27 protein-coding genes are annotated in these 26570 nt (G+C 67.1%); 7 read left to right on the forward strand and 20 right to left on the reverse strand.

The genetic code is table 11. The annotated features are described in order from the left end of the window. The first annotated feature begins 213 nt into the window (after positions 1 to 213). Positions 214 to 1188 carry a glycosyltransferase gene (locus tag MARKY_RS03790; protein ID WP_041657807.1) on the forward strand — a complete coding sequence of 325 codons (975 nt, stop codon included), beginning with the start codon at positions 214 to 216 and terminating at the stop codon, positions 1186 to 1188. Between the two features lie 2 nt (positions 1189 to 1190). On the opposite strand, the gene rsmF is transcribed toward MARKY_RS03790, so the two are convergent. Together rsmF and MARKY_RS03800 are read right to left on the reverse strand one after the other, a co-directional pair. Further along, the gene (gene rsmF, locus MARKY_RS03795) at positions 1191 to 2543 is read right to left on the reverse strand and encodes a 16S rRNA (cytosine(1407)-C(5))-methyltransferase RsmF (protein ID WP_013703549.1); all 1353 of its coding nucleotides are present in this window, start codon (positions 2541 to 2543) and stop codon (positions 1191 to 1193) included. Between the two features lie 8 nt (positions 2544 to 2551). Continuing rightward, on the reverse strand, positions 2552 to 3106 hold the full coding sequence (locus MARKY_RS03800; protein ID WP_013703550.1) for a 5-formyltetrahydrofolate cyclo-ligase: 555 nt from the start codon (positions 3104 to 3106) through the stop codon (positions 2552 to 2554). A gap of 95 nt (positions 3107 to 3201) precedes the next feature. On the opposite strand from MARKY_RS03800, the gene MARKY_RS03805 reads away from it, so the two are divergent. From MARKY_RS03805 to otsB, 3 genes are all read left to right on the forward strand, one after another. After that, positions 3202 to 3423: an FmdB family zinc ribbon protein gene (locus tag MARKY_RS03805; protein WP_013703551.1), complete on the forward strand. Its 222-nt coding sequence runs from the start codon at positions 3202 to 3204 to the stop codon at positions 3421 to 3423. A gap of 175 nt (positions 3424 to 3598) precedes the next feature. Continuing rightward, the gene (locus MARKY_RS03810; RefSeq protein WP_013703552.1) at positions 3599 to 4960 is read left to right on the forward strand and encodes an alpha,alpha-trehalose-phosphate synthase (UDP-forming); all 1362 of its coding nucleotides are present in this window, start codon (positions 3599 to 3601) and stop codon (positions 4958 to 4960) included. 2 nt (positions 4961 to 4962) lie between these two features. Then, positions 4963 to 5703: a trehalose-phosphatase gene (gene otsB, locus MARKY_RS03815; protein ID WP_013703553.1), complete on the forward strand. Its 741-nt coding sequence runs from the start codon at positions 4963 to 4965 to the stop codon at positions 5701 to 5703. Between the two features lie 82 nt (positions 5704 to 5785). On the opposite strand, the gene MARKY_RS03820 is transcribed toward otsB, so the two are convergent. Genes MARKY_RS03820 through MARKY_RS03845 form a run of 6 tightly spaced genes read right to left on the reverse strand, consistent with a single transcriptional unit; the run spans position 5786 to position 11431 of the window. Next, positions 5786 to 7624: a glycoside hydrolase family 15 protein gene (locus tag MARKY_RS03820; protein WP_013703554.1), complete on the reverse strand. Its 1839-nt coding sequence runs from the start codon at positions 7622 to 7624 to the stop codon at positions 5786 to 5788. Positions 7625 to 7632: 8 nt separating this feature from the next. Further along, on the reverse strand, positions 7633 to 8127 hold the full coding sequence (locus MARKY_RS03825; protein ID WP_013703555.1) for a DUF192 domain-containing protein: 495 nt from the start codon (positions 8125 to 8127) through the stop codon (positions 7633 to 7635). Beyond that, on the reverse strand, positions 8115 to 8723 hold the full coding sequence (gene tmk / locus MARKY_RS03830; protein WP_013703556.1) for a dTMP kinase: 609 nt from the start codon (positions 8721 to 8723) through the stop codon (positions 8115 to 8117). Before tmk ends, MARKY_RS03825 begins: the two co-directional genes overlap by 13 nt. Next, on the reverse strand, positions 8720 to 9472 hold the full coding sequence (locus tag MARKY_RS03835; protein ID WP_013703557.1) for a Nif3-like dinuclear metal center hexameric protein: 753 nt from the start codon (positions 9470 to 9472) through the stop codon (positions 8720 to 8722). The genes tmk and MARKY_RS03835 overlap by 4 nt, the downstream gene beginning before the upstream one ends. 49 nt (positions 9473 to 9521) lie before the next feature. Further along, the gene (locus tag MARKY_RS03840; RefSeq protein ID WP_013703558.1) at positions 9522 to 10970 is read right to left on the reverse strand and encodes a UDP-N-acetylmuramoyl-L-alanyl-D-glutamate--2,6-diaminopimelate ligase; all 1449 of its coding nucleotides are present in this window, start codon (positions 10968 to 10970) and stop codon (positions 9522 to 9524) included. A gap of 38 nt (positions 10971 to 11008) precedes the next feature. Next, complete coding sequence (locus MARKY_RS03845; RefSeq protein ID WP_013703559.1) at positions 11009 to 11431, reverse strand: hypothetical protein; 423 nt, start codon at positions 11429 to 11431, stop codon at positions 11009 to 11011. Between the two features lie 170 nt (positions 11432 to 11601). Between MARKY_RS03845 and MARKY_RS03850 the strand changes: the two genes are divergently transcribed. Beyond that, on the forward strand, positions 11602 to 12705 hold the full coding sequence (locus tag MARKY_RS03850; protein WP_013703560.1) for a fructose-1,6-bisphosphatase: 1104 nt from the start codon (positions 11602 to 11604) through the stop codon (positions 12703 to 12705). On the opposite strand, the gene MARKY_RS03855 is transcribed toward MARKY_RS03850, so the two are convergent. The 5 genes from MARKY_RS03855 to uvrC are packed head-to-tail and all read right to left on the reverse strand — an operon-like array spanning position 12689 to position 18672. Then, positions 12689 to 13318 (reverse strand): deoxynucleoside kinase, encoded by a 630-nt coding sequence (locus MARKY_RS03855; protein ID WP_013703561.1) that lies wholly within the window; start codon positions 13316 to 13318, stop codon positions 12689 to 12691. The genes MARKY_RS03850 and MARKY_RS03855 overlap by 17 nt on opposite strands. A gap of 14 nt (positions 13319 to 13332) precedes the next feature. Further along, positions 13333 to 13938, reverse strand: a complete 606-nt coding sequence (locus MARKY_RS03860) for a deoxynucleoside kinase (protein ID WP_013703562.1) — start codon at positions 13936 to 13938, stop codon at positions 13333 to 13335. A 10-nt stretch (positions 13939 to 13948) separates the two neighbouring features. Continuing rightward, complete coding sequence (locus tag MARKY_RS03865; RefSeq protein WP_013703563.1) at positions 13949 to 15016, reverse strand: S1C family serine protease; 1068 nt, start codon at positions 15014 to 15016, stop codon at positions 13949 to 13951. A gap of 18 nt (positions 15017 to 15034) precedes the next feature. Then, entirely contained in the window at positions 15035 to 16861 is a 1827-nt protein-coding gene (locus tag MARKY_RS03870) for an arginine--tRNA ligase (RefSeq protein WP_013703564.1), read from the reverse strand. Then, positions 16861 to 18672, reverse strand: coding sequence for an excinuclease ABC subunit UvrC (uvrC, locus tag MARKY_RS03875; RefSeq protein ID WP_013703565.1), 1812 nt, complete (start codon positions 18670 to 18672; stop codon positions 16861 to 16863). The genes MARKY_RS03870 and uvrC overlap by 1 nt, the downstream gene beginning before the upstream one ends. 29 nt (positions 18673 to 18701) lie before the next feature. Between uvrC and MARKY_RS03880 the strand changes: the two genes are divergently transcribed. Both MARKY_RS03880 and MARKY_RS03885 read left to right on the forward strand, forming a co-directional pair. Then, positions 18702 to 19112 carry an NADH-quinone oxidoreductase subunit 15 gene (locus MARKY_RS03880; RefSeq protein WP_013703566.1) on the forward strand — a complete coding sequence of 137 codons (411 nt, stop codon included), beginning with the start codon at positions 18702 to 18704 and terminating at the stop codon, positions 19110 to 19112. A gap of 163 nt (positions 19113 to 19275) precedes the next feature. Beyond that, positions 19276 to 20664, forward strand: a complete 1389-nt coding sequence (locus MARKY_RS03885) for a leucine-rich repeat domain-containing protein (protein WP_013703567.1) — start codon at positions 19276 to 19278, stop codon at positions 20662 to 20664. Positions 20665 to 20668: 4 nt separating this feature from the next. On the opposite strand, the gene MARKY_RS03890 is transcribed toward MARKY_RS03885, so the two are convergent. From MARKY_RS03890 to rplM, 7 genes are all read right to left on the reverse strand, one after another. Beyond that, entirely contained in the window at positions 20669 to 21469 is an 801-nt protein-coding gene (locus tag MARKY_RS03890; protein WP_245526792.1) for a cyclase family protein, read from the reverse strand. Positions 21470 to 21604: 135 nt separating this feature from the next. Further along, positions 21605 to 22030, reverse strand: coding sequence for a disulfide oxidoreductase (locus tag MARKY_RS03895; RefSeq protein ID WP_013703569.1), 426 nt, complete (start codon positions 22028 to 22030; stop codon positions 21605 to 21607). Between the two features lie 71 nt (positions 22031 to 22101). Next, entirely contained in the window at positions 22102 to 23016 is a 915-nt protein-coding gene (ftsY, locus tag MARKY_RS03900; protein ID WP_013703570.1) for a signal recognition particle-docking protein FtsY, read from the reverse strand. Further along, the gene (gene gltX, locus MARKY_RS03905) at positions 23013 to 24458 is read right to left on the reverse strand and encodes a glutamate--tRNA ligase (protein WP_013703571.1); all 1446 of its coding nucleotides are present in this window, start codon (positions 24456 to 24458) and stop codon (positions 23013 to 23015) included. Before gltX ends, ftsY begins: the two co-directional genes overlap by 4 nt. A gap of 19 nt (positions 24459 to 24477) precedes the next feature. After that, complete coding sequence (locus MARKY_RS03910; protein WP_013703572.1) at positions 24478 to 25278, reverse strand: undecaprenyl-diphosphate phosphatase; 801 nt, start codon at positions 25276 to 25278, stop codon at positions 24478 to 24480. Positions 25279 to 25358: 80 nt separating this feature from the next. Further along, on the reverse strand, positions 25359 to 25745 hold the full coding sequence (gene rpsI / locus MARKY_RS03915; RefSeq protein ID WP_041658269.1) for a 30S ribosomal protein S9: 387 nt from the start codon (positions 25743 to 25745) through the stop codon (positions 25359 to 25361). A gap of 5 nt (positions 25746 to 25750) precedes the next feature. Further along, on the reverse strand, positions 25751 to 26185 hold the full coding sequence (rplM, locus tag MARKY_RS03920) for a 50S ribosomal protein L13 (RefSeq protein WP_013703574.1): 435 nt from the start codon (positions 26183 to 26185) through the stop codon (positions 25751 to 25753). Positions 26186 to 26570: the final 385 nt, after the last annotated feature.

Consider the following 26570-nt stretch of genomic DNA (forward strand, 5'->3'; position numbering starts at 1 on the left):
TACTCTACGCCGGGGGGGCGTTACCGGGGGTGTTACTGCCTCGTGACCGCCTTGGGTTGTTGGGGGGGGAGCGGCCTTGGGAACCCGTCCGCGAAGGGGACCAAGGGTAACGGAGGGGTTACGGTTCGAGGGATAGCGTGATGAACGTTTGCAGGAGTGCGAAGGGGGCGTAGATTCTTGGGTGGGACGGGTACGCCGCGGGTCTCGGTACTGATGCCCACGTACAACTTCGCGGAGTTCTTGCCGCAGGCGATCGAAGGGGTGCTCGCTCAAACGATGCGGGCCTTCGAGCTCATCATCGGGCACACGCCCTCCGCCGATAACACGGCGGAGATCGTTGCGTACTACCAGCGCCGCGATCCCCGAATCGTGTACTTTCGCAACGCGGCGTACATACCCGCGGTGGCGAACTTCAACCGCTGCTACCGGCGCATGCACCCTGAGAGCCGGTACTGGATCATGTGCGGCTCCGACGACCGGTGGGCCCCCACCTTACTCGAAAAACTCGTCGCGGCGCTCGAGGCACACCCGGAGGTGACGATCGCGCACTGCGACGGGTACCGGGTGGACGTGCAGGGACGGGTGATCAACAAGTACTCGGACCTGTACCCGGAAACCACCCCCCCGCCGGGGGTGCATCGGAACGTGCGGGAGCTCTTCTTCGCGAACTACATCCTGGCTTTCGGCGCGTTGGTGCACCGAGATCGGATGGCCCGCTTGTACGATCCGGAAGTGGTATTCGACCCCGAACTGACGATGACGCCGGAGTACGCGTTGTGGCTGCGTGTATTCCTTCGGGGCGCGTACGGGTACTACCTTCCCGAGCCGCTCGTGTACTACCGTAAGCACCCTAAAGCGCACGTCATTCAAGCGCACGTCATCCCCCGCCTGCAGCAGGAGGTCCGGATCTTCAAGGAGAAGCTGGCGGGGTTCTGCCCCTCCGAACTCGAGCCGTTGCGGCAAGAGGCCTTGGTGGTGCGCCTGGCGCACCTGGGGTTTGAGCTTCTCGTGGCGGGAAGGCCTCGGGAGGCCACCCAGGCCCTCGAGGAAGCTTGCGCACGCGATACGCGCGGCCGGCTGGATATTCGGGTGGCTCGGCGCATCGCGCGGCTACCCCTACCGGCCCGTGTGCGTTCCGCCTTCTGGCGCACGGCCCTGGTGGGTGCGCGCGTGCTGCATAGGGCCTGAACTTAGTTCAGCGTGGCCCGGCTTGGCCGCAACACCCCGCCCTTTAGCCGTCCCCAGCCTAGGGCATGCCCCTTCGTGGTGACGAGGTACCAGCCGTCCTCGCCCACGGCCTCGACTCCTTCACCTTGCGCGAACCGCAGCGCGCGCGAGTCCTCAGGATCGAGATCGAAGGTGGGGCCGGCTGTACCCGGGCGCAGGTAGTGGGCGAGGGCTTTTGCGGGCACGAACCGGCCCTTTTTGGCCTGGCCCAGGTATAGCCCCGGCGCGGGCGCTTTGATGCGATCCAGGCTGGGCAGGTCCTCTGGGAGCAGGTAGAGGTGCCCGGAGCGCTCCCAGATCACGCCCTCGGGGAGCGTCTCGAGGTGCCTCCTCGCGAAAGCCCGCCACTCGGCCTGGGCCGTCGGGTCCACGCGCGGCACCCGTACCCGCGGGGGCGTGCCTTCCGGGCCGTCGGTGCGGCGCAGGCGGGCGAGGTAATGCCCCTCCCCCCGGAGCCGGTGAGGCCAAAGGCGCGCGGTCCGTTCGAGGCGCACCTCCCCACCCCCCCACGCGGGCACGCCGGGCGCGAACGCGGGGTGAAAGCGCGCGTCCTCCACCTCGAACTCGGGGTGGGCCTCGAGGAGGGCGGCCACGACCGCCTCGTTCTCCTCCGGGGCGAAGGTGCAGGTGGCGTAGACCAGAACTCCGCCGGGCCGTACGAGCGCGGCCGCGGCGAGGATCAAGCGCCGTTGAATGCGGCTGGCGCGGGCGGGGCTGCCGGGGCCCCAGTGCCGCACGGCCTCGGGATCCTTGCGGAACATGCCTTCACCCGAGCACGGCGCGTCCAGCACAACACGGTCGAAGTACCCGCCCCAGGCTTGGGCCAGCTGCTCCACGCGCGCGCTTACTACAGCAAGGCGCGCTCCCCAGCGCTCCACGTTCTCGAGCAGGCCGCGCACCCGGCGGCCGTCCACCTCGTTCGCGATGAGGAGGCCCTGGCCCTGCATGCGCGCTGCGAGGTGCGTGGTCTTACCGCCGGGCGCAGCCGCGAGGTCCAGCACGCGCTCCCCCGGCTTGGGGGCGGCGAGCACGCCGACCGCCTGCGCGGAAGGCTCTTGGATGTAGTACAGCCCCGCGTAAAAGTACGGGTGCGGCCCCGGCCGGGCTTCCGGCGGGTAGTAGAACCCCTCAGGGCACCAGGGGATGGGTTCGAGGGGCCAGGGGCTTAGGGCTTGGAAGGCGCGCGGCTCGAGTTTTAGGGTGTTCACCCGTAGCCCGTAGCTGCGGTCCTGGGCGGTGAGGGCTTTGAGGAAGGCGGGGTACTCCTCCCCGAGGAGGTCGTGCATGCGGTGCAGGAAGGCCTTGGGAAAACGCATCCGGTCCCCTATGGTACACGATCCTCTTTGCGGGGGTGGACGCCGGTTTCGGTGGCTAGGAAGGCGACGGGTTGGTCCCACGGGTCGCGCGGCAGACGGTCCACCACCAGAGCCTCGGCTGTGAGGCCGATGGTGAGGGTGTGGGGGGGGAGGGTAGCGAGGAACCGGTCGTAATAGCCTTTGCCGTATCCGAGGCGGTAGCCTTCGCGGTCGAAGGCCAGGCCGGGGACGAGGACGGCGTCCAGGGCGGTGGGGGGGATCTGGGGGGCGTGGGGGGCGGGTTCGTAGAACCCGAGGGGGTGCTTCACGAGCGGGGCGTGGAGGGGGTGGACGGTCAGGCCGTGAGGCGCGGTGCGCGGCAGGTAGTAGTGCGCCTGGAGGTAGGCCTGGGGAAGGGCGCGGGGGTCGAGCTCGTGGTTGAAGGCGTGGTAGAGCAGGATGTGCCGGGCGCGCCGTGCTTTTAGGAAGGCGGCGAGGTGCGCTACGAGCCGCTGGCTGAGGGCGGGAGTGTCGAGGGCGGCGCGCTGGGTTTTCGCCCAGGCGCGCAGTTCGCGCTTCGTCATACCTTATAGGGTAGCGGCTTGGGGATGGGTGCGGGGATTGACACTCTAGGGGGTTAAGTGTCAAAATGCGCCTCGGGCGCGAGGAGGGACGAGCTATGCCGGTATACGTGTACAAGGGACTGGAAACGGGCGAGTACTACGAGTTCGAACAGGGCTACCACGACGAACCGTACACCCAGCACCCGGAAACGGGGGAGCCGATCAAGCGGATCATCGTGCCCCCAGCGATCATCTTCAAGGGATCCGGGTGGCACATCAAGGACTACGCCTCCTCAAACGGCAAGGGCAAATCGGAGGGGTCGAACTCCGAGGATTAACCCCACGCCCACGGCCTCGGCCAGAGCGCCACAGGACTGAATCTGTACCAAAACGGGTCCCGAACGGGGCCCGTTCCGGCTTGTCGTCCGCAACTATAGCGCTCCCCGCGAATCCTCAAACGGAAACCCTCGCTACTGTGTCCACTCCACGATTCGGATAGGGTTTAAAACAGGCATGGGATTAGTGATCGTAGCGAACCGAGAACCCTTGCGCGAGCAAGAGGGCCGCTGGGTGCCTTCCGTTGGCGGCTTGGTCACCGCCTTGCTCCCGGTCCTCGCGCGGCGTGGTGGGGTCTGGGTCGCGTGGGGGGATCGCACCGCACGGGAGCGTCCCACCCTGCCGTATCCTCCCAACCACCCGCAGTTTACCGTGCGGCGGTTGTACCTCAGCGAGCGTGAGGTCTCCCACTACTATTACGGGATGGCCAACCGCGTGCTCTGGCCCCTGGCTCATTACTTTATCGAACGCACCGACCTGCGGCGGGAATTCTACAAGGAATACGCCCGCGTGAACCAACGTTTCGCGGAGGCCACGCTGGAGGTGTGGGGCACGGACGACACGGTCTGGGTCCAGGACTACCAACTGATGCTCGTACCCGGAATCCTGCGCCAAGCGCGGCCCGAAGGGCGGATCGGCTACTTCTGGCACATTCCTTGGCCCGCGGTGGAGGTTTGGCGTGTGCTGCCCTGGGCGCGCGCGCTGCTGCGCGGGGTGCTCGGCGCCGACGTCGTCGGCTTCCACGTTGAGGAGTACGCGGAGAACTTCCTGGACGCCGCGCGCCGGTTGTTGGGCGCCGAGGTGCGGGACAACCTCGTGTGCTGGGAAGGGCGCAGGGTACGCATCGAGGCCCACCCAATCGGTATCGACACCCGCGCCTACCGGCACCTCTCCTACGACCCCAAGGTGCGCGCCGAGGCCCAGCGCATTCGTCGAGAAGCGGGTACCGAGCACATTCTTTTGGGCGTGGACCGCCTGGATTACACCAAAGGCATCCTCGAACGCCTCCTCGCCTTTGAGCGCTTCCTTCAGGCCAACCCGTACTACCGCGGGCGCGTGACCTTCTACCAGGTCGCCACGCCCAGCCGGACGCGGGTCGAGTCGTACCGCGCCCTCAAGCGGGAGATCGATGAGATCGTTGGGCGGATCAACGGCAGCTTCATGCGCGACGGTTGGGTGCCTGTGCGTTACCTGTACCGCGCGTTTACCCGGGAGCAGCTAGCAGCCTTCTACCGCGCTGCGGACGTAGCCTTGATCACGCCGCTGCGTGACGGCATGAACCTGGTAGCCCAGGAGTTCGTGGCCGCGAGTGAGGACGGCATCCTGGTCCTCTCCGACCTGGCCGGAGCCGCGCAGGTGCTGCCCGAGGCGCTGCACGTGAACCCGTACGACATCGAAGGAGTTGCCCAAGCGATCCGCGAAGCGATCCGTATGCCGATGCGCGAGCGGTACGCCCGCATCTCGGCCTTGAAGCAACGGGTAGAGGCCCTGGACGTGCACGGGTGGGCCCGACGGTTCCTGGAAAGCCTGGAGGTGTAACGATGAAGGTTCCCCGCGCTCCCAACCCCCTGTTCCTCATAGATTACGACGGTACCCTTGCGCCCCTGGTCCAGGACCCGGCGCGAGCCTACCCCCACCCACAGGTGCCGCGCCTGCTCGCGGAGCTCTCCCGCCGCCACCCCCTGTACCTGGTGACCGGGCGGCGCGTCGCGGACCTCGAGCCCCTTCTTCCCGTTCCTGGGCTCCGGGTCGTGGGGGTGCACGGCATGGAGGAGGGCATCCTGGGGGAGGAGGCGCGGACCCTGGTGTTTTCGGGGGTTCTCGAGCGCATCGAACGGTTGCGTCGGGAGGTGCCCCGGATGGAGGGGGTGCGCCTGGAGGACAAGGGGTGCGCGATCGCGCTGCACTACCGGGGCGCGCCGGACGAGGCCGCGGTGGTGGAGGCGCTACAGCGGTGGGTGGCGCGACTCCCGGAGGGCCTCGAGCCTCTGTGGGGCAAGAAGGTCCTGGAGGTGCGCCCCGCAGGGTACAACAAGGGGCAGGCGGTGCGGCGCATTGTGGCGATGTACCCCGGGCGCACGCCCGTGTATATCGGGGATGACGCTACGGACGAGGAGGCCTTTGCCGCTTTAGGGGAGGACGCGCTGACGATCCGCGTTGGACCCGGCCGGACCCGTGCTCGTTACCGGCTTGAGGACGTGGAGGCAGTGGTCGCTTACCTCGAGGGGTACCTGAACCCCTCCAAGAAAGCCGCGGCAGAACAGGGGGCCACGAACGGTTGATGGGGCTTGTACCGTCCTCCCCCTTGCCTCGCCAGGGAGGACGGGAGGCTCGCACGTGAACGGAGAAGCTGCGGTTAAGGGGTTACACCACCTCCCACCCTTCGCGTTGGCGGCGCACCTGATCCAAACGGAACACCGCGTTCACCAGGCCGAGGTGGCTGAACCCTTGGGGGAAGTTCCCCAAGAGGGTGCGATCCTCGGGGTGCAGCTCCTCACTGTAGAGCCCGAGAGGGCTCATGTGATCGAGAAGCTTCTCCAGTGCCGCGCGGGCGTCCTTAAGGTCACCGGCAAGCGCGAGGGCTTCAACGAGCCAGAAGGAGACAAGGAGGAACGCGCCTTCGGGGCCGCCCACCCCGTCGTCAGAGCGTTCTGGAAGGTACCGGTAGAGCAAGGGATCCTCCCTTGCGGTTAAGTGTTCGCGCACCGCGCGTAGGGTGGACTGGAACCGCGCGTCGCTCGCGGGAAGGAAGCCCACCTCGGGCATGACCAGCACCGCGGCGTCCAGCGCCTCCGAGCCGTAGGCTTGCGTGAAGGCTTGCAGCTTAGGGTTCCATGCGCGCTCGAGGACCTCCGCGTGGATCTCCATCGCTTCCTGGGTCCACGCCTCCACGGGCGCGTCCACGCCGAGCTTGAGCGCAAGCGCGACGGCACGGTTGAGCGCCACCCAGGCCCAGATCTTGGAGTACGTGTAGTGCTGAGGGCCGCTGCGTGCTTCCCACACGCCGGAGTCCGGTTCGCGCCAGCGGCGCCGCACCACCTCGACCAGCTCGCGTAGTTTCTCCCACTCGGTGATCGTGAGGACGCCGCCATGCCGGTCGTACCGCACCGCAGCGTCCAGCAGGCTCCCGTAGATATCCAGCTGAAACTGGTGCACCGCCCCGTTCCCAATGCGAACGGGGCGGGAGTCCATGTACCCCCGGAGGGGGAGTTCGCGCTCGGGCAGGTGGTGTTCCCCCCGGATGCCGTACATGACCTGCAGGCCGTCAGCGTCGCCCAGGCACTGCTGTAGCAGCCAGTCGAAGTACGCGGTGCCCTCCTCGATATACCCGGCGTTGAACAGGGCGCGCAGCATGAAGGCCGAGTCGCGCACCCAGGTGTAGCGGTAGTCCCAGTTGCGCTGACCGCCCGGCCATTCGGGGAGGGAGGTGGTGGGGGCCGCGACGATCGCGCCGGTAGGTTCGTAGATCAAAAGCTTCAGCGTCAGGAGGCTGCGCTCCACCACGCCTCGGTAACGCCCGTGGTACCGCAATCGGTCGATCCAAGCCCGCCAGAACTGGCGCGTGAGCCAGAGGCGGCGCGGGGACTGGTAGCTGCGCACCGGGTGCACCTCGTGCGCGCCCCAGTCAGCTACCATCCAAGCCTCGTTCCCCGCTTCAATGGTAAAATGCCCCACTGCGCGGTTCCCATCGATCTCGAGCGGTACGTTGCTCGAGAGGCTGATGGAGCCCTCTCGGGGGTGACGGGCGAGGATCCCGTAGGGGCTAGGGTCGTACAGCGCGGCGTGCAGGCCGTACCCGAAGCGGGGCTCGAAGATCACCTCCATGGGCACTTCGCCCCGCACGCCCTCGATCATCCGGTGGATTTCCGCGGTCGGTACCCGCCGCCCTGGCACGTACGGCATGAAGTCCCGCAGGCGCGCGGTGCCTTTGGCCGTGACGAACTCCGTGACCAGGATGTTCGTGCCGCGCTCGTAGTGCTGCCGTGCTTGGAAGGGAATCGCGGGCCGCACGGCGAACCGTCCAGCGCGCGGGTCAAGCAGCGCCGCGAACACCGCGGGGGAGTCGAAGTCGGGGAGGCACGCCCAGTCCACGGAACCATCGGCCCCCACCAGGATCGCCGTCCGGTTGTCTCCGATCATGCCGTACGCAGCAAGGGGTTTGTACTCAGGGAGGTGTTGCGGATCAAAGGAGAACGACTGCATAAGGCCTCCTACCGGGGCGGGACGCTGACGAGGCTGACGTAGTCCCCCTCCCGGACACCGTGGCGTTCAAACCACCCCTGGTTTACCTCCAGCGCGCCCCTATAGGCCACGCCAGGGGTGTACACAGGACAAGGATCCGCCAGGCACGGCTCCATGTCCATGATGCGCAGGATCACGCCCTCCCCGTCAAAGAACGCGATCGAGAGCGGAATGCGCGTGTTCTTCATCCAAAACCCCGTATCCGTGGTGCGCGGGAACAAAAACACCATCCCGCGGTCCTCGGGGAGGGAGTCGCGGAACATCAACCCCCGCGCCCAACGTTCAGGGGTGTCCGCGATCTCCACAACGAGCTCGAGCGTGCGTTCTGAAGTCACGACGAGCAGGGTGCCTTCCGGGAATTTCGGCCCGGGCGGTACGCGGCTTTGCAGCTGAAAGGCCACAAAGTACCCGTACGCTCCTAAGAAGGAAAGCATCCCGATGAGAAGCCATTTCAAGCGCGCCATCGTCGCTGCACCTCGATCCGCACCTGCTCAACTATAACCTCCGGGGGCTGGGTTGCGTCGAGCACCACGAAGCGCTGGGGTTCCGCCCTGGCCAGGACCCGATACCCTTCCCGGACCCGTCGATGGAAGGCGAGGCTTTCCTGCTCGAGCCGGTCCCGCTCCGCTTTCCGGGCGAGCCCCACCTCCGGCGGCAGGTCGAGCAGGAAGGTGACGTCGGGCACCAACCCCTCCAGCACTGGTTGGCTGACCGCTCGGAGCCACTCGAGGTCCAGCCCGCGGCCGAACCCCTGGTAGGCGTAGGAGGAGTCCACGAACCGGTCCGAGATCACGACCTGCCCCGCGGCGAGGGCCGGGCGAATCACGTGCCGCACGTGCTCGGCCCGATCCGCGGTGTACAGGAGGAACTCCGTGACGGGATCCATGCTTTCCGAGAGCAGCCACTGGCGCACCGCGCGCCCGAGTGGGGTGCCGCCCGGCTCGCGCGTAACCACGACCGAAACGCCCTGTTGGCGTAGCCACGCCGCGAGGTGCGCAGCTTGGGTGGACTTGCCCGAGCCCTCGGGTCCCTCAAAGGTGATGAAGAACCCGGGCTTCATAGGCCGGTGGGGTGGTCCAGGAAGACCCACTCGAGGCCGAAGGTCTCCTGGAGCTTTTGGGCGAGGGCCTTGACGCCGAAGACCTCGGTGTCGTAGTGCCCGGCGTAGATCGCGTTCATGCCGCGCTCGAAGGTCTCGTGGAACACCTCGTGCTTGGGTTCACCGGTGATGAACAGCTCGAGCCCCTCACGCGCGGCCTCCACGACCGTCCAGGCGGCCCCGCCTGAGACGATGCCTACGCGCTCCACCGGGTCCTGGCCGCCCTGGTGCACCAGGCACTGCATCCCGGTCAACTGGCCGAGCTTGTCCGCGATCTGCGCGAGGGACTCCGGCACCGGGAAGCGGCCTTTAAACCCGATCTTCACGCCCTTGAACTCCCCGAAGGGCTCGAGGTCCACGAGGCCCAGCTCACGCGCGAGCACCGCGTTGTTGCCGACCTCCGGGTGCGCGTCCAGGGGCAGGTGCGCGGCGTACAGGTTGATCCCGCCGGAGAAGAGGAGCTCGAGCCGCCGCTTATGGGGGCCCGTCACGGCCAGGGGTTTTCCCCAGAAAAGGCCGTGGTGCACGATCAGGAAGTCCACGCCGGCCTCGAGGGCCTTTTCGAAGACGGGCGCGGCCGCGTCCACCGCCACGCCGACGCGCGTTACCTCGGGGCGGCCCTCGACCTGTAGGCCGTTCAGCGAGAGATCCGGGTATCGGGGGAGGTCCAGGTACTCGTCAAGCCAGTTCACAAGCTCATCGCGTCTCATCGGGCACCCCTTCGTTGGGTTTAGCGCTCCCATAGGAGCCCAGCATGCCCTAGTCTATCGCGATTCCCAGCGCTTTGCGCACCTCTTCGGCCTCGTCCCAGGGCAGGGTCTCGTCCGCGCGTTCCAGGGTGCGTTCGTGCCCTTTGCCTGCGAAGACCACCGTATCCCCTGGGCGCGCAAGGGACAAGGCGTACCGGATCGCGTCGCGCCGGTCCGGCTTGAGGGCGTAGTGGGTGCCGCGCACGCCGCCGGCCTCCCGAGCGCCGCGCTCCATCTCCTGGAGGATGGCGTGCACGTCCTCGCTGCGAGCGTCCTCCTCGGTGAAGACCGCGAAGTCCGCGAGCGTGACCGCGGTGCGGCCGAGCGGAGCGCGTTTGGCGGGGTCACGCTCCCCCGCCGCGCCGATCACCACGATGAGCCGCCCAGGGGTGGTGGGGCGCAGGGCGGTGAGGGCCTTGGCGAGCGCCTTGGGGGTGTGCGCGAAGTCCACCACCGCGCGGATGGGGTGGGCTTGCAGGATCTGCATGCGGCCCGGCACGCCGGAAAAGCGCGCGAGCGCGGGGAGGGCCTCCTCGAGCGGTACGCCCGCGCGGTGCGCGGCGGCGAGGGCCGCGAGGGCGTTCTCCACGTTGTACCGCCCGATCATGGGGAGGAAGGCCTCGCCCGTGAACCCGGGGGCTTCGAGGGTGAACCGAAGTCCGTCCGTGCTTTCCCGTACCCGTACCGCGCGGTACGCGCCGGCCTGTACGCCGTAGGTCGTGTGCGGGCGGTGCGTGAGCCGCATCGCGTACGGGCACCCCGCGTTGAGGATGCTGAACCCCGCGCGGTTCACCAGCGCGGCCTTGGCCTGGAAGTACGCTTCCAGGCTGCCGTGAAAATCCAGGTGCTCCGGGCTCAGGTTCGTCCAGACCGCGAGGTCGTACGCGACGTCCGCCACGCGGTGCTGGGCGAGGGCGTGCGAGCTCGTCTCGAGCACCGCGTGCGTGAGGCCACGCCGCACCATCTCCGCGAGGGCGGCCTGCACCTCGGGCGCCTCGGGGGTGGTGAAGTGCCCTTCCAGAAGGCGCGTTTCCTCCCCGTAACGCAGCCCGACCGTGCTGATCAGCCCCGCGCCCCGGCCCGTGCGGGTTAGGAGGTGGTGCACGAGGCAGCTCGTGGTGGTCTTGCCGTCCGTTCCGGTCACGCCGATTACGAAAAGCCGCGTGGAAGGGAAGCCGTAGAAGGCCGCGGCGAGGCGCGAGAGGGCACGGCGGGCGTCGGGGACCCGGAGGTAGGGCACTCCGGGTTCGAGGGGCTCCTCCCCCACGATCGCGACGGCTCCCCGCTGGACGGCGTCGGGGATGAAGCGGTGCCCGTCGCAGCGCTGGCCCCGCAGGGCCACGTAGACGAACCCCGGCTGCACCCGGCGGGAGTCGTGAGTGACGCCCTTCACCGGGTGGGGAGGACCCGGCGCTCGGTACAGGGCGAAGAGCTCGGCCACGGTGGTCACGGGGGTCATTCTTACCCCGTTTCCACACCGCGGGCAAGCCCGGGGGCTTACTGGAAACCGGGGCGGGGGCCCTGGGCGGCGTCCAGGGTGAAGTAGGTCATGCCCACGCGGTTCCCCGCGATCACGTACGCCAGGTACAGCATGCCTTCCGGCGTCTGGTACGCGTAGCGCTCGCTGTTGGCGAAGGCCCCTTGGTACGTGCCCGAAAACCCTGCGCGCCCCTCGAGGGCGTGCGCGAAACGCCGCGTGAACCCGGCAAGCTGCGGGGGGATCTCCAAGCAGGTCTGGAGCACGACCCGCGCCCCGGCGGGCAGGGCCTGGGGCTGGAGGGGCGGGCACTGCTCGAGCGCAACCTCACGGGCTTCGGTCAGCTCGATCACGTAGGTGAGGTGGGCTCGAGCCGTGTCAGGGTTGGCCAGCGTCAGCGTGGCGAACACGGTGAGGATGGAGAGGAACACAGGTCCGCGCATACCGGATCTACTTTGCCACGCCGGTGAGGTGTCTTCAAGGGAAAACCCGATGATTTAGGACAATATGCGACACTTGTTCTCTTTATGCATCCTGTTTGCGTGAGCCTGCCCCTAACCCGCGCCGTAGCCTTGGCTATCTTGAAGAAAAACCCTGGTGAAGGAGGTGGCGCATGCGGCTGACGCTCAGCATGCTCAAGGCCGATATCGGCGCGGTTGGGGGGCATACCGCGCCCAGCCCGGAGGTACTGGCGCGTGTGCGGGAGGTAATCACGGAAGGGCAGAGGGCGGTCTTCCTGGACAGCCTGGTCTTCCACTGCGGGGACGATATCGTGGTTGCTCTGACCCACACCCGTGACCCGGGGGACCCCGAGGTGCACGCGCTCGCCTGGGAGGCCTTTCAGGAGGGCACCCGGGTGGCCCAGGCCCAGGGGCTGTACGGGGCGGGGCAGGACCTTTTGAAGGACGCGTTCAGCGGAAACCTGGTGGGGCTCGGCCCGCAGGTGGCGGAACTGCAGTTCGAGGAGCGCCCCAACGAGCCCGTCGTGCTGCTCGCCGCGGACAAGACCGAGCCCGGCGCGTACAACCTCCCCCTGTACCTGGCTTTCGCCGACCCCATGCACTCCCCGGGGCTTTTGCTCTCCCCAGGCCTGCAAGCCGGATTTCGCTTCCGCGTCATGGACGTGGAAGCAACCGAAGCGGAGCACGTGATCGACCTCGCGGCTCCCGAGCGGCTCTACGACCTCGCCATCCTCCTGCGGGACCCGCACCGGTTCGTGATCGAGTCCATCTGGTCCCGCAAGTACCCCGACGAGCAGGCCGTTGCGGTGAGCACCACCCGGCTACGCAACATCGCCGGGCGGTACGTGGGCAAGGACGACCCGGTCGCGATCGTGCGCGTGCAGAAGATCTTCCCCGCCACCGAGGAGCTGGGGCCGTGCTTCGCCCTCGCTCCGTTCGTTGCGGGCGACACGCGGGGCAGCCATCACCTGCCCCTCATGCCGGTCCCCGCGAACACCCCGGCCTCGAGCTACTTCTGCATGCCCATGGTGATGGGGCTTGCCGTCTCCATCAAGAACGGCCGCTTCACGCGCCCCGTTGATATGTTCAGCGACCCCGTGTGGGAGCACGTGCGCCGCCACGTCGTGGAGAAAGCCATGGAGATGCGCCGCCAGGGGTTTGTCGAGCCCGCGATGCTCCCGTACGGGGAGCTCGAGTACACCGGGATTCGCGATCGGCTCGAGCGCCTCCTCGAGGAGTTCACGGTTCGGTCGTGAGGGGAGGGGTCAGGCCGCCGGCCTCGAGGGCGTCGTACACCCATTGCCGTGCTCCTGCGTCCTCCACGAAATCAAGCTCGTCCCCCGGAACGATGAGGACGGGGGAGAGGGTGTAGTTTGCGACCCATTCCTCGTACAGTTCGTTCAGGGCCTGGAGGTACGCGTCCGGGATGGCCCGCTCGTAGGTCCGGCCGCGTTTCGCGATCCGCGCGCGGAGGGTGGGGAGGGAGGCCCGGATGTACACCAGCCGGTCCGGCATGCGCAGGGCGGGCGCGATCCCCTCGTAGAGGGCCAGGTAGGTGCGCCAGTCCCGTTCGGAGAGGTATCCCTGGCGGTGGAGGTTCTTCGCGAAGATGAAGGCGTCCTCGAAGATCGTGCGGTCCTGCACCACCCGTTTGCGGCCGTTGATCTCCTTCAGGTGCTGCTCGAGCCGCCGCGCGAGGAAGAAGACCTGGGAGTGGAAGGCCCAGGCCCGCATGTCCCGGTAAAAGTCCTCCAGGTACGGGTTTTCTTCCACCGCTTCGTACACTGGATGCAGCCGGTACCGTTCGGCCAGCATGGCGGTCAGGGTGGACTTGCCCGAACCGATGTTTCCCGCGATCGCGATGTACATGCCTGTCCACCCTCCTAGAGGTTTGCCTGCCCTACCCGCTGCAGCACCTCGCGGGCTACCCATTCCCGGTCCGCGGGGTTCTCCGCGTAGTTGATCTCGGTGTTGTCCAGCACCCAGAGGGGATGCGGGTACCGCTCGAAGTGCCGGTCGTACGCCTCGGTAAGGCGCGTCAGGTACTCCGGAGAGATCTCCCGCTCGAACGGCCGTCCCCGGCGGTGGATGCGCTCGAGGAGCACCGGGACGGGGGCGCGCAGGTAGATCGTGAGGTCCGGCGCGGGGAGTTTAGGGGAGAGGTGCGCGTACAGGTCCGCGTACAACTCCCACTCCGCGTCCTTGAGGTTCAGCGAGGCGAAGATGTAGTCCTTGTCGAAGAGGTAATCCGCGACGACCGCCCCCGTGAACAAGGAGGGTTGGGAGAGAGGCAGGAGCTGCTTGTACCGCGAGAGCAGGAAGAAGACCTGAACCTTGAAAGCGTACCGCTGAGGATCCTGGTAAAACAGCGGTAGGAAGGGGTTTTCCTCGACGACCTCGAGGAGCAGCTCCGCGTTCAGGTGATCGGCAAGGTGGCGGGCGAGCGTGGTTTTGCCCACACCGATGGGACCTTCGATAGCGATGTACATGCCTAGGCTCCTAGCGACGAGCGATCAACGTTACGGTGACCTCTAGCTTCTTGTTTCCGCGCCATATGGTTAGGGTGATCGTGTCCCCGGGGCGGTACCGGGCCACCTCCTGGATCACATCGTGGCGAGAGCGTACAGGCTTCCCGTTGATCGCGAGAATCACGTCCCCCAGCGTGGTGAGTTTGCCGAGCCGATCCCGGCTCGCGCCGCGCAGCCCGGCTTGGTCCGCTGGGGAGCCCGGCTCGATCTGGTCCACCATGGCCCCAAGATCGCTGGAAAGCCCCGCCAGGCGGAGCAGGAGGGGGTCCAGCTGGGAGAGGTCGATCAGCGTGGCGCCGAGGTAGCCGCGTTGCGGTACTCCATAGCGCTCGAGGTCCTGGATGCTTTGCGCAACGAGGTCTGCGGGGATGGCGAGCCCCAGCCCGCCGATACCGCTCGGGCCACCCAACACCGCGTCCACCACGCCGACGACGCGCCCTTGCCCGTCCAGGAGGGGGCCGCCGGAGTTGCCGGGTTCGACGCGCGCGTCTGTGTAGATGACCTCGGCGATCTCTAGCCCCACGTCGGGGTTGCCGATCTGCGCCGTGAACTCGAAGGGGCCTTTACCGGAGATCACCCCGACCGAGACGAGGTTGCGTTGCCCGAACGGGCTGCCGATCACGATGGCGGTCTGGCCCGGTACCAGGTCCTTGGCGCTGCCGAAGGTGAGCGTGGCCGGCGCGCTCGTGCCGAGCACCGTGAGCAGGGCGATGTCGATGCCGCGGTCCACCGCGAAGACCTGGGCGGGGAAGGTGCGCCCGTCCTGGAGCGTCACGGTGATGTTTCGCAGCCCGTCGATCACGTGAAAGTTCGTCACCACCCGGTTCGGGCTGTAGAAGAACCCGGAGCCCCAGACGGGCCCTTCCGCGAACTCGCTGAAGGCCGGCGTGCCTTGGATCTTAACCACGGCGAGGATCGCGCGGCGGATGACCTCCACCCGCGCGAGCTCGTCCGGGCTGGTCAAGGCCGCCCAGGAGATGGTGGCGTAAAACACGACCGCCGCGAAGGCCAGGACCCGCTTATGCCAAGATGCGTGCATCGCTTCCAGTATAGGCGGTTACATGACCTCGGGCGCGGTGATGCCGAGCAGTTCAAGCCCCGTGCGCAGGGTGTCGCGCAGCTGCCGTACGAGCTTGAGGCGCGCCCCCCGCAACCCCTCCGGGGCCTGGAGCACCGGGGTGGCGGGCCGGCCCTCGGGGGTCTTAGCGTTGTAGTACGCGTTCCAGGCCGCGGCGAGGTCCAGAAGGTACTGGGCTAGGATGTGCGGCGTTTTTTGCTCCGCCGCGTCTTGCACCGCCTCCGGGAAGCGCAAGAGGACCTTGGCCAGCTGCACCTCGTACGGCGTAGCCATAGTCGGGTCCGCGTCCGCGTCGGTAAGCCCGGCCTCCGCTGCCTTCCGCAGGATCGAGTCCGCGCGGGCGTGCGCGTACTGCACGTACGGCCCCGAGTCCCCCTCGAAGGATAAGGCCTGCTCCCAGCGGAAGTCGATCTGCTTCTTGGGTTCTGTCTTGACCATCGCGAACCGCACCGCGCCGATCCCCACCACCTCCGCAGCCCGGTTGGGGTCGGGGTGCTCCGGGTTCTTCTCCGCGATGATCGCGCGCGCCCGGCGCACCGCCTCGTCCAGCACCTCGTCTACGCTCACCGTGTGGCCCTTGCGGCCCGAGAGGGGCTTGCCCTCCAGCAGCACCGTCTCGTACGCCAAATGGTAGGCGCGCGCCGCCAGGTCGGGCCGCCCCTCCACCTCGAGGCTCGCCCGCACCACGGCCTGCGGGTGGCTTTGGCGCACGTCGATCACGTTGATGGTCTCCTTCGCCCCCCCAAACGGCATCGCTTCGCCCTCCGGGGCGCTCGTGTACAGGGTCTTCCCGCTCGGCTCCTGGGCGTACGGGCGGAACTTCAGCCCCTTAAACAACCCCATCTTCCAGAACTGGAAGGCGATGTCCTTCGCGGTGTAGGTCGCGGTGCCGTTCGAGCGGATGAGCACCAGGTACGGGTCCTCGAGGCCCGGCAAAAACGCCGACACGTCGATCACGAGCGCGCCCGCGTACTTGCCCTGGGTGGGGCGGCTCACGTACGGGGTCTGCTCCAGTAGCGCCATGGCCTTGGCCAAAAACCCCTCCCGCACGATGTCCGACTCCCACACCAGGACGTCGTATTCCGCGCCCAGGCGGTGCATGGTCTCGAGCTGCGCGCGCACGATCTTGTCCACCTCGTCCCTGAGCTCTCCGGCCTCGAGGCGGTGCAGCACCTCCTGGATTCGAGGCTCGAGCCGGGCCTTCGCTTCGGGGTCCGCAAGCTCCTGGTGCAGCCGCACGTACGCGGCCCCCACCCAGTGGTCGTACTTCTGGGTGCCGTCGTAGGTGAGGCCGTAGTGCTCCAGGGCGAACAGGGATTCCGCCACCTGCCGGCCGGTGTCGTCGATGTAGTTCAGGACCTCGACCTCGCGTCCCGCGAAGCGCAGGATGCGGCTGATCGCGTCGCCCAGGCAGATGTTGCGCAGGTGCCCCACGTGAAGTTCCTTGTTGGGGTTGACGGAGGTGTGCTCGACCAGAACCTTTCCGGGGCGTTTGGGGAAGGGCTCGAGGGGCGCGGCCGCCGCTCGGATAAGGTGGGCCGGCTCGAGCTCGAAGTTGAGGTACCCCCCCACTGCGAAGGCGCGGGCGACGCCCTGGGGGAGGGGGAGGTGCTCGGCGAGCTGGGCGGCGATCGCGGGGGGCGGTTTGCGCAGCGCGCGCGCGAGCTGGAAAGCGATGGGGGTGCCGTAGTCCCCGGGCTTGTCCGGCGGGGTTTCCTGCACGACGACCTCGGGGGGATCCTCCACGCCAAGGGCTTGCAGGGCTTGAAGAACGGAGGTGCGCAACTGGGACTTCACGTCAAGCATCAGGGGGCTATCTTACCAGTTTGGGCTGGGGCGTGTTGCTTTAGCGCCTCGAGCACCGCTTGGGCGGCCTTGCGGTTCATGCCGGGGAGGCGCGCGAGCGTTTCCAGGGGGGTTTGCCGGAGTTCTTCTAGGGTGGAGAAGTGCTCCAAGAGCACCTGTTTGCGGCGCGGCCCGATGCCGGGAATGCCGTCGAAGAGGCTCTTGAGGTGCTTTTGGGTGCGGAGCTTGCGGTTGTAGCGCAGCCCGTTGCGGTGCGTTTCGTCCCGCAGGTGGATGAGGAGCTGTAGCGCGGGGTGGGTGAGGGGGAGCGTGACCCGTTCGCCGCTCGGAAGCACGAGGGTCTCCTCGCGTTTCGCGAGGCCCACGAGCGGCACGCTGAGCCCCGCGCGTTCGAGGGCCTGGGCCGCCGCGCGCACCTGGCCGAGCCCACCGTCGATGAGCAGAAGGTCCGGGACGGGGAGTTTGTCCGCAAGCGAGCCGGTGAAGCGGCGGTACACCGCTTCCGCGATCGCGACGTAATCGTTGGGGCGGCCCGCTAGGTTGCGGATGCGCATGCGCCGGTACTCGCTCTTTTTGGGGCGCCCCCCCTCGAGGACCGCGATCGAGGCGACCACCGCCTCCCCCATGAGGTTCGAGATATCGAAGCCTTCGATGCGGTAGGGGCGATGGGAGAGCCGCAGCACCTCCGCGAGCGCCTTGAGGGCGGGGTGATCCCCCTTGCGCTCGAGCCTCTTCAACTCGGCCTCCAAGCCCAGCCGCGCGTTTTTCGCGGCGAACTCGAGGAGTCGGGCCTTCTCTCCGCGCTGGGGGACGCGAAGGGCGACCTTACGCCCGGCCCGTTGGCTTAGGAAGGCCGCGAGGGGGGCTTCCGCCTCGACGTGAAAGGGCAGCAACACCACGGGGGGGAGGGGGGTGGCCTCGAGGTAGTGCTCGCGCAGGAAGGCCTCGAGGATCTCAGCGTCCTCGGCCTCGTTCACGCCCTCCACGAAGCGGTTGGCTCGCCCAAGGATGCGCCCGCCGCGCATCTGGTAGAGCTGCACCATGGCGTACCCGCCCGCGCGGGCGAACCCCAAAAAATCCAGGTCGCCCAACTCGAGGGCGTACGCCTGCTGGTCCGCGTTGAAGAAAGCCTTGAGGGCCTGGATCTGATCCCGGATCTCGGCGGCCAGTTCGAAGTTCGTCTCGCGCGCGGCTTGGTGCATGCGGGCTTCCATCTGGGCGATGAGGGCATCGATCCGGCCGTCGAGAACCTGCTCGACCTGGCGCACGACCGCAGCGTACGCGGCGGGGTCGGCCTGGCCCACGCAAGGGGCGAGGCACCGGCCCATCGCGTGGTTCAGGCACGGGAACCGGCGGCGCTTCATGGGGTAGCCGGAGTTTTTCCGTAAGGGAAAGACCCGGTCGATCAAGCGCTTGATGCGCCGTACAGCCCCTGCGTCGGGGAACGGCCCCCAGTACCGCGCCCCGTCGTCCTGCACGCGCCGCGTGACGAGCAGGATGGGGAAGGGCTCGTTCGTCAGCTTCAGGAACGGGTAGTGCTTGTCGTCCTTAAGCAGCACGTTGTACCGGGGGTGATGCGCCTTGATGAGGTTCGCCTCGAGCAGAAGAGCCTCGATCTCGTCTCGAGTCACGATGAACTCGAGGCTGCTCGCTTCTTGAGCGATGCGCGCGGGTTTGCCTTCGGCGTGGAAGTAGCTCGTGACGCGGGCCTTGAGGCGCTTGGCCTTCCCGACGTAGATCACCTCGTCCCCGGCCTTCCACAGGTACACGCCGGGCGCTTCGGGCAGGGGGGGAAGGTCGGCGGGACGCATCGGTATTAGTCTACGGGTAAAATACAGCCATGAGCGAAAACCACGACAAGGCACTCTATGAGGCGTGGGTGGAGGTGCTGGACTGGTTGAAGGCGTACGCGGTAGAGCGCGGGGTGCGGTTCGAGTGGGAGGCGGACTTCCCCGATTACATTTACCGCATGCACCGCCCGTACGACCTGCCAACCCGCGTAATGACGGTTTCGCTTTCGGATGAACGAGGCGAGCCGTTCTTCCTGGCGGACGTTTCTCCACGGCACGCGAAACTCAAGCAGATCAGCTTCCGGGTTCCCGGGGGGCACCTGCACTGGCACGCGCACTATGAGGAAGGGCGCGGCCTGGTGCTCGGGGGGAAGATCCCGCTCACCAAGGAGAAGCTGTACCAGCTTGCGGACCGAGCGCGGCACCACGTGGACGAGCGCCGGGTGGAACGGGTCTCTTAACGCTTGCGCAGGCGAAGGGCGCGGGCGCGGGCCCGCGCTTTTTTGTGTGGGCGTGAGCCAGGCCGCACGCGACGCGCCGAGGGTAGGGTAGGCTTTGGAGGTACCCGTACACCAGGCATCCGGACGCGAGCGGCGATGCCGTCGCTTGAAAGCGAGGCAAAATATGCTTGAACAGTTACGACGCAACGGCCTTTGGCTTTGGGGAGCGGTGGCGCTCGTGGGGGGCAGCTTCACGGCCTTCGGTGAGGGCGGCGCGTGCGCGGTCGAGGTGCCCGATCCAGGGCTGGAGGCCGCGCTGCGCGAGGCCCTCAACGCGGCCGAGGCGCCCCTTGCCTGCGAGGACCTGGCGCGGCTCGAGGCGCTGAACGCCGCGGAACGCAGGATCCAAAGCCTCGAGGGACTAGAGCACGCCGTGAACCTGGTGACGCTTGACCTGAAAGGCAACCGGATCGCGGACCTCACGCCGCTCGCGGAACTGCGCTACCTCGAGGAGCTCGACCTGGTCTCGAACCGCATCACAGACCTCGCGCCGCTCGCGAACCTCACCCGCCTCAAGCGGCTCCACCTTGGCAACAACCAGGTGCAAAGCCTCGAGCCGCTCGCGGGACTCACCCAGCTAACCGAGCTAAGGATCGGCAACAACCGGGTCGCGGACCTCGCGCCCCTCGCGGACCTCGGGCGCCTTGCGGTGCTGGTGGCTTGGCGCAACGCGGTGACGGACCTCCAGCCTTTAGCGAACCTGACGCGGATGCGGGTGTTGAGCTTGGCCTCGAACCGCGTCACGGACCTTACGCCCCTCGCGGAACTTGCGCAGCTGGACACGCTTTTCCTCTCTGAGAACCAGATCGCGGACCTCGCGCCCCTAGCGGGCCTTACCCAGTTGAAGGTGTTGAGTTTGGATTTTAACCGTATCACGCACCTCGATCCACTTGCGAGGCTCGTGGAACTCACGGAGCTGGGACTGGACGCCAACCAGATCGCGGACCTCACGCCCCTCGCAGGGCTTACGAATCTTCAGGTCCTCTCCGCCTCCGAGAACCGGATCGCGGACCTCACGCCGCTTGGGGGGCTCGTGCGGCTGGAGCAGCTCGGCCTGAACTTCAACCGCATTCGGGATATCTCCGCGCTGGAGGGGTTGAAGGCCTTGAAGGTGCTCGAGCTCGAGGGGAACCAGATCGTGAACCTCGCGCCGCTCGCGGGGCTCACGGAGCTGCGCGTGCTGGTTTTGGGGCAGAACCGGATCGCGGACCTCACGCCGCTGGGCGCGCTCGTGAACCTGGTGCAGCTTGAGGTAAGCCGCAACGAGATCACGGATTTGGGAGCGCTCGCGCAGCTGGAGAACCTGGTGCGTGTTTCCTTGGTGCGGAACCGGGTAACGAACCTTGGCCCGCTCGTGGCGAACGCGGGGCTTCAGGGCGGCGAGGTGATTGATGTGCGTTTGAACTGCCTGGATCTTTCGGGGGACCCGGAGGTGTTCGAGCAGCTCAAGGCGCTCGAGGCGCGAGGGGTGCACGTGGAGTTCGTGCGGCAGGACAGTGCGTGCGTACCGTAGGGGGCTAGTCCCATACCGCGAAGGCCCGCACCGGCCCTCCCGAAGCCCCCTGATGTTTGGGTGCTCCGACGATGATCGTCGCGCCGGCGGGGGGGAGTTCTCCGAGGTGCGCGAGGTTCTCCAGGCCGTACTTGCCCGCAGGCAGTACGGTGAGGTGGGTTTTGAAGTCGGTCGAGGCACCGAAGTCGAGGCTTAGGGTGTCCACACCAATGCCGGTGATCTCGCGTTCCTCGATCAGCATGGCGGCCGCGTCCGGGTGGAAGCCGGGGAAGTGCATCGTGCCGCTCGCGTCCATGTTGCGGTAGCGCACCGCGTTAGAGGCATGCTGCTCCCACCCGGAGTACATGGCCACGAAAGCCCCCGCAGGTAGGCGGTCGTACCGCCGCTCCCAGGCGAGGATGTCGTCGGGAGTGAGCTGCGCGTCTGGGTCCTTGGCCGCGCGTTCCGCGATGTGGATCACGGCGAGGGGGGCGAACAGGCGTTCTACGGGCAGTTGCTCCGCGGTGGGGCCGTCGGCGTCAAAATGCGCGGGCGCATCCATATGGGTTCCGGAGTGCTCCCAGAAGTCCACGCGGTTACCGTAAAAACCGTTTTGCTCCACCGTGACGAGGGGGGTGATGCGGATCGGATCGAACCCGGGCCACATCGGGAAGTTCGGGGAGAGCGGGTGAGTAAGGTCTTGCACCTTCGTAAACCCCTTGACGGCCACGCGTTTTTCGGCTCGAGCTACCGTGCCGGCGAGAGCCGCCGCGCCTAAGAGCCCTAGGAACCCGCGGCGGGTCATGCGGGCCGCCACCGCATCCATAACCGTGGGGGCGCACATGCGTTTCCCTCCCTTGCTGGTGGGGGATGGGTCGCTAGGGGGTGGGGAGTAAACGCAGGGCGTACCTGAAATTATACGCCCTGCACGTGTAAAGCCACAACCGGTTCGGGGGTAAGCCTACCGGTTGTGGGGTCGGGTTCGGATTAGGAGCATCGCGAGCGTGATCAGAACGAACGCGGTGAGGGCCATGAAGGGAATGGTGACGAAGCCGAAGTAGTTCACGTACTCATTCGCGCAGGGCACGGGGGGTTTGCAGGGAAAGAGCGCGAACCCCTCGACCTTCTGGGTGAGGTAGTGGGTGAGGCTGATCGTGCCTCCGATCACGGCAAGGGGTAGTACGTAACGGCGAACAGCGAAGTCCCCGTACCAGTTGGCGATCCCGAGGATCACGACGAGGGGGTACATCAGGATCCGCTGGTACCAGCACAGCTCGCACGGTAGGAAGCGGCGCACCTCGGAGAAGTACAGGCTTCCGGAGGTGGCGACGATCGCGACGAGCCACGCGAAGGCAAGCAGGAAGGTGTTGCGCTGATCTGTACTCACGCGAGCTATTCTTACCCGTCGAGGGGGAAGAGGGCAAGCGGGGAGGCCGGCGCGGCCGGGGCGGACCGCGCCTATCCCAAAAGGGCCTCTACGAACTCCCCGGCGTCGAAGGGTTGGAGGTCGTCCGGCCCCTCACCCACGCCGATGAAACGGATGGGGACGCCCAGCTCCCGCACGATCGGGACGAGCACGCCACCTTTCGCGGTGCCGTCGAGCTTGGTGACGATCACCCCCGTGAGCCCGACCGCTTCGTGAAACCGCTTCGCTTGTTGCAGGCCGTTCTGTCCCGTCACCGCGTCCAACACGAGCCAGACCTCGCCGGGTTCGCCGGGATCTGCCTTGTCGATCGCCCGTTTGATCTTCTTCAGCTCCTCCATCAGGTTGTGCTTGGTGTGCAGGCGGCCGGCGGTGTCCACAAAAAGCAAGTCGATCCCGCGCGCCTTGCGGGCCTGCGCGGCGTCAAAGGCGAGCGCGCCGGGGTCCGACCCCTCCGGTCCCTGGATGACCGGAATGCCGAGCCGCTCGCCCCAAAGCCCCAGCTGGGCCCCGCCCGCCGCGCGGAAGGTGTCCCCCGCGCAGAACATCACGCTCCGGCCGTGCTGACGGTAGTACCGGCCGAGCTTCGCGATCGTAGTGGTCTTACCCACCCCGTTCACGCCCACCATCAGCACGACCCGGCCCTTGGGCTCCACCACGGCCTTCTTCGCGTTCGGCGTGAACCCCAGCTTCCGGAGCTTCGCCCGGCGAGCGTCCGGCTCGAGCTGCAGAACCAGGCTTTGCTTCACGGCCTCCCGGAGGTCCTTCTTCCCGGACTGACGCACCTCCTCCAGGATCTCCTGGGTGGCCTCCACCCCCACGTCCGCCGCGATCAGGGCGAACTCGAGCTCCTCGAGCACCTCCTCCGGGTCGCCGCCCCACGGCACGGCCTGCGCGATCGCCTGGCTCGTCTTTTTGAGGCCTTCCTTGAGGCGCTGGAACCAGCTCATGCCTCTTCCGCCTCCGCTGTTTGGATGGCTCGCTCGAGGCGCTTTAACACCCGGTCTTTACCCAAAAGCTCCAGCAGTTCGAACATGCCCGGGGACTGGAGCGTGCCGGTTAGGGCCGCCCGTAGGGGCTGCATGACCGCGCCGGGCTTCGCGCCTTTCTCCGCGGCGTACCCGCGGATCAAGGGCTCGGTCAGTTCGGGGTCCATCTCCGGGAGGGTGCCCAGCCGCTCCTTGAGCTCGACCACGTACTCCAGCCCGGCCTTGAGCTTCTTGAGGGCCTTTTCCTCGAAGGGGTAGGCCTCGGTGAAGAAGTACCGGGCTTTTTCCACGAACTCCTCGAGGGTCTCGAAGCGGATGCGCATGGCCGCGACGACCCGCTGGAGGTACGCGTCCGAGCCCCACTCGAGCCCCGCCCGTTCGAGGAAGGGTTTGACGCGCTGGGTGAGGTCCTCGAGGGTGAGCACCTCGCGGATGTACTTGCCGTTCATCCACTTGAGCTTCTCGTAGTCGAAGACGGGCCCGCCGAGGGAGACGCGCTCCCAGCTGAAGGCCTCGATGAGCTCCTGGAGGGTGAAGATCTCCCGGCCGTCCGGCATGGAGAACCCCATGAGGGAGAGGTAGTTCATGAGGGCTTCCGCGAGGATGCCCCGCTCGCGGTACCAGTCCACCGAGGTGTGCCCCGTGCGTTTGGAGAGTTTGGCCCCGCCGGGCGCGCGGAGGAGGGGCATGTGGTACCACAGGGGTGCCTCCCAGCCGAACGCTTGGTACAGCAGCACGTGGATCGGGGTGGAGACCAGCCACTCCTCGCCGCGGATCACGTCCGTGACGCCCATCAGGTGGTCGTCCACCACGTTCGCGAGGTGGTAGGTGGGGAACCCGTCCGACTTGAGAAGCACGACGTCCGGCACCTCGGCGTGGTCGTAGGTGACGAGGCCGCGCAGCTCGTCCTTCACCACCGTCTGGCCGGGGCGCGGTACCTTGAGGCGCACCACGTGGGGCTCGCCGGCCTTGGCGCGGGCCTCGGCCTCCTCAGGGGGGATATGGCGGCAGTGCCCGTCGTAGCCCAGGGGCAGGCCCCTCTTCTTTTGCTCCTCCCGCAGGGCCTCGAGCCGCTCGGGGGTGCAAAAACAACGGTACGCCGCGCCCGTCTCGATCAGCTTGGCCGCGTGCGCCTGGTAGATCGCGGTGCGCTCGGACTGGCGGTAAGGGCCGTTCGGACCGCCGATGTCGGTGCCCTCGTCGTAGTCCAGGCCAAGCCAGCGGATCATCTCCTGGATGCGGGCCTCGGCCCCCTCCACGTACCGGTTGCGGTCGGTGTCCTCGATACGGACGATGAACTTTCCGTTGTTCTTGCGGGCCCAGACGTAATTGAAAATCGCGATGTACGCCGTGCCTACGTGCGGATCGCCGGTCGGGCTGGGTGCGATGCGCGTCGTCACCATACCCGATCATTCTACCCGTCTAGGCGGCGCTTAGGAGCGTGAGCAGCGCCAAAGCCCAGAGGAGGGGGGTGAAGTACCGGAAGTGGCCGGCCTCGAGGACGCCGAACAGAAGCCGCATTCCGAGGAGGCCGAAGACGAATGCGGAGAGGAACGCGCCGAACAGCGGGCCCCACGGGACCTTCCCGACGCCTTCCTGGATCCCGAGCAGCATCGCGCCGAGGGAGACCAGGGTGTACATCAGGAAGCTGAAGCGCGCCGCGAAGCTAGGGGAGAGCCCCCGGCCGAGCAACACCGCGATCGTGCTGCCGCTACGCGAGATGCCCGGGACGAGGGCCAGGGCCTGGGCGAGTCCCGCAAGCAGCGCGTCCCAGAAGGTCATGGCGTCTGCGGTGCGCTTCGGGCCGCCCTGTGGCGGGACCAAAAGGAGCAGGGTCCCGGTGATAAAGAACCCTACCGCGGCCACACGGGGGGTGTTGAGCGCCTCGAAGACCGGAGCGAGCACTAGCCCTAAAAGCGCGGCGGGTAGGGTGGCGAGGAAAAGCCAGAGCATCAGCCGCCACCCCTCCTCGTGGCGTGCCTGAGAGGCGGTGAGGCCGCGCGCGAACCCGCGCGCTACGGTGGTGATCTCACGGCGCAGGACCCAGGCCGCGGCGAGGAAGGTGCCGCTGTTGGTGGCCAGATCCACCCAAAGCGGCAGGCGCTCGAGGTCGAAGAGAAAATGGTTTCCCAGGACGAGGAACCCGCTGGAGGAGATCGGCAGGAACTCGGTGAACCCTTGGATGGCGCCGAGGACGATCGCGCGGAGGAGCTCGAGGTCCATACAGGTTCGGATTCTACCCCAGCCCGCGCTCGAAACGAAAAAACCGGCCCCCGCGGGGGCCGGTGCGGGACGGATGGGGGTTAGCGCTTGGAGTACTGCGGCGCGCGGCGGGCCTTGTGCTTACCGTACTTCTTGCGCTCGACCTCACGGGCGTCGCGGGTGAGCAGCCCTGCCGGCTTGAGCTTGGCGCGCAGGTCGGCGTCGTACTGCAGGAGGGCGCGGGCCAGGCCGAGCTTGATTGCGTCGATCTGGCCGCTCTTGCCCCCGCCCTTGACGGTGATGTAGAGGTCGAAGCGACCCATCAGGCCCGTCACGCGCAGAGGCTCGAGGGCCGAGACGGCCTTGATGATGCCGCGGAAGTAGTCCTGGAAGTCCTGCTTGTTGACGGTGATCTTGCCGTCACCGGGCCGCAGGAAGACGCGGGCCACGGCGGTTTTGCGCCGGCCGGTGCCGTAGTACTGCTCCAACGCCATTACTTAACCTCCAGTTCGAGCTTCTCGGGCTTTTGGGCTGCGTGCGGGTGGGTGGGGCCGGCGTAGACCTTGAGCCGCTTGAGCATCCGCCGCCCCAGGGGGCCCTTGGGCAGCATGCCTTTGACCGCGTGCTGCAGGACCCGCTCGGGGTGCTTCTTCAGCATCTCCCCGACCGGGATCTTGCGCAGGCCGCCCGGGTACCCCGAGTACCGGGTGTAGTACTTGTCGGTGAGCTTCTTCCCGGTGAGCCGCACCTTCTCAGCGTTGATCACCACCACGAAATCCCCCGTGAGCATGTTGGGGGTGTACTCGGGGCGGTGCTTGCCGCGGAGGATCTTGGCGATCTCGCTGGCGAGCCGCCCCAGGGTCTTACCCTCCGCATCGATCAGAACCCACTTGGGTTCGATATTTTTCGGTACGTACGTCTTGAACACAGCGCGCCTCCAGCTCTCGGGGTCTCCTTCCGCCTGCGGGGCGATCGGGGTTGGGGGACCCCACAGACAGAACACCAGCGAGAAGTATACCACAAGGGGAAGACGAGAGCCAAGGCGTTGGGGTTTCGGGGTCATGTAAAAAACTCGGTTGAGTAAGAGGGGAGCCCTTAGTCTGGTTCTGCCATGAAGCCGACTGAGGGCTCCCCGAGCTCCATCGTACCCTGTCCCCACTGCGGAGCCACCCGTGAGGAGAGCGGGGGCTACCGCAGACGCAAGCTGCGCACCTTTCGGGGCATCCAGGAAGTCAGAGTCAAACGGATCCGCTGCGCCCAATGCAAGCGCCAGAAACGAGCTCTCTACCCGGAGGACTGCCCTAGAAGCCGCT

Source organism: Marinithermus hydrothermalis DSM 14884, assembly GCF_000195335.1.
GTDB lineage: Bacteria > Deinococcota > Deinococci > Deinococcales > Marinithermaceae > Marinithermus > Marinithermus hydrothermalis.

Coding starts and splice junctions, on each gene's coding strand:
- MARKY_RS03880 (WP_013703566.1), top strand. CDS start 18,702: ATGAGCGAAAACCACGACAAGGCACTCTATGAGGCGTGGGTGGAGGTG.
- MARKY_RS03835 (WP_013703557.1), bottom strand. CDS start 9,472: ATGAGACGCGATGAGCTTGTGAACTGGCTTGACGAGTACCTGGACCTC.
- MARKY_RS03860 (WP_013703562.1), bottom strand. CDS start 13,938: ATGTACATCGCTATCGAAGGTCCCATCGGTGTGGGCAAAACCACGCTC.
- otsB (WP_013703553.1), top strand. CDS start 4,963: ATGAAGGTTCCCCGCGCTCCCAACCCCCTGTTCCTCATAGATTACGAC.
- MARKY_RS03800 (WP_013703550.1), bottom strand. CDS start 3,106: ATGACGAAGCGCGAACTGCGCGCCTGGGCGAAAACCCAGCGCGCCGCC.
- ftsY (WP_013703570.1), bottom strand. CDS start 23,016: ATGAGCTGGTTCCAGCGCCTCAAGGAAGGCCTCAAAAAGACGAGCCAG.
- MARKY_RS03845 (WP_013703559.1), bottom strand. CDS start 11,431: ATGCGCGGACCTGTGTTCCTCTCCATCCTCACCGTGTTCGCCACGCTG.
- MARKY_RS03820 (WP_013703554.1), bottom strand. CDS start 7,624: ATGCAGTCGTTCTCCTTTGATCCGCAACACCTCCCTGAGTACAAACCC.
- MARKY_RS03850 (WP_013703560.1), top strand. CDS start 11,602: ATGCGGCTGACGCTCAGCATGCTCAAGGCCGATATCGGCGCGGTTGGG.
- MARKY_RS03805 (WP_013703551.1), top strand. CDS start 3,202: ATGCCGGTATACGTGTACAAGGGACTGGAAACGGGCGAGTACTACGAG.
- MARKY_RS03890 (WP_245526792.1), bottom strand. CDS start 21,469: ATGGATGCGGTGGCGGCCCGCATGACCCGCCGCGGGTTCCTAGGGCTC.
- MARKY_RS03790 (WP_041657807.1), top strand. CDS start 214: ATGCCCACGTACAACTTCGCGGAGTTCTTGCCGCAGGCGATCGAAGGG.
- MARKY_RS03870 (WP_013703564.1), bottom strand. CDS start 16,861: ATGCTTGACGTGAAGTCCCAGTTGCGCACCTCCGTTCTTCAAGCCCTG.
- MARKY_RS03885 (WP_013703567.1), top strand. CDS start 19,276: ATGCTTGAACAGTTACGACGCAACGGCCTTTGGCTTTGGGGAGCGGTG.
- MARKY_RS03810 (WP_013703552.1), top strand. CDS start 3,599: ATGGGATTAGTGATCGTAGCGAACCGAGAACCCTTGCGCGAGCAAGAG.
- MARKY_RS03855 (WP_013703561.1), bottom strand. CDS start 13,318: ATGTACATCGCGATCGCGGGAAACATCGGTTCGGGCAAGTCCACCCTG.
- uvrC (WP_013703565.1), bottom strand. CDS start 18,672: ATGCGTCCCGCCGACCTTCCCCCCCTGCCCGAAGCGCCCGGCGTGTAC.
- MARKY_RS03825 (WP_013703555.1), bottom strand. CDS start 8,127: ATGGCGCGCTTGAAATGGCTTCTCATCGGGATGCTTTCCTTCTTAGGA.
- rsmF (WP_013703549.1), bottom strand. CDS start 2,543: ATGCGTTTTCCCAAGGCCTTCCTGCACCGCATGCACGACCTCCTCGGG.
- MARKY_RS03865 (WP_013703563.1), bottom strand. CDS start 15,016: ATGCACGCATCTTGGCATAAGCGGGTCCTGGCCTTCGCGGCGGTCGTG.
- tmk (WP_013703556.1), bottom strand. CDS start 8,723: ATGAAGCCCGGGTTCTTCATCACCTTTGAGGGACCCGAGGGCTCGGGC.
- gltX (WP_013703571.1), bottom strand. CDS start 24,458: ATGGTGACGACGCGCATCGCACCCAGCCCGACCGGCGATCCGCACGTA.
- MARKY_RS03840 (WP_013703558.1), bottom strand. CDS start 10,970: ATGACCCCCGTGACCACCGTGGCCGAGCTCTTCGCCCTGTACCGAGCG.
- MARKY_RS03910 (WP_013703572.1), bottom strand. CDS start 25,278: ATGGACCTCGAGCTCCTCCGCGCGATCGTCCTCGGCGCCATCCAAGGG.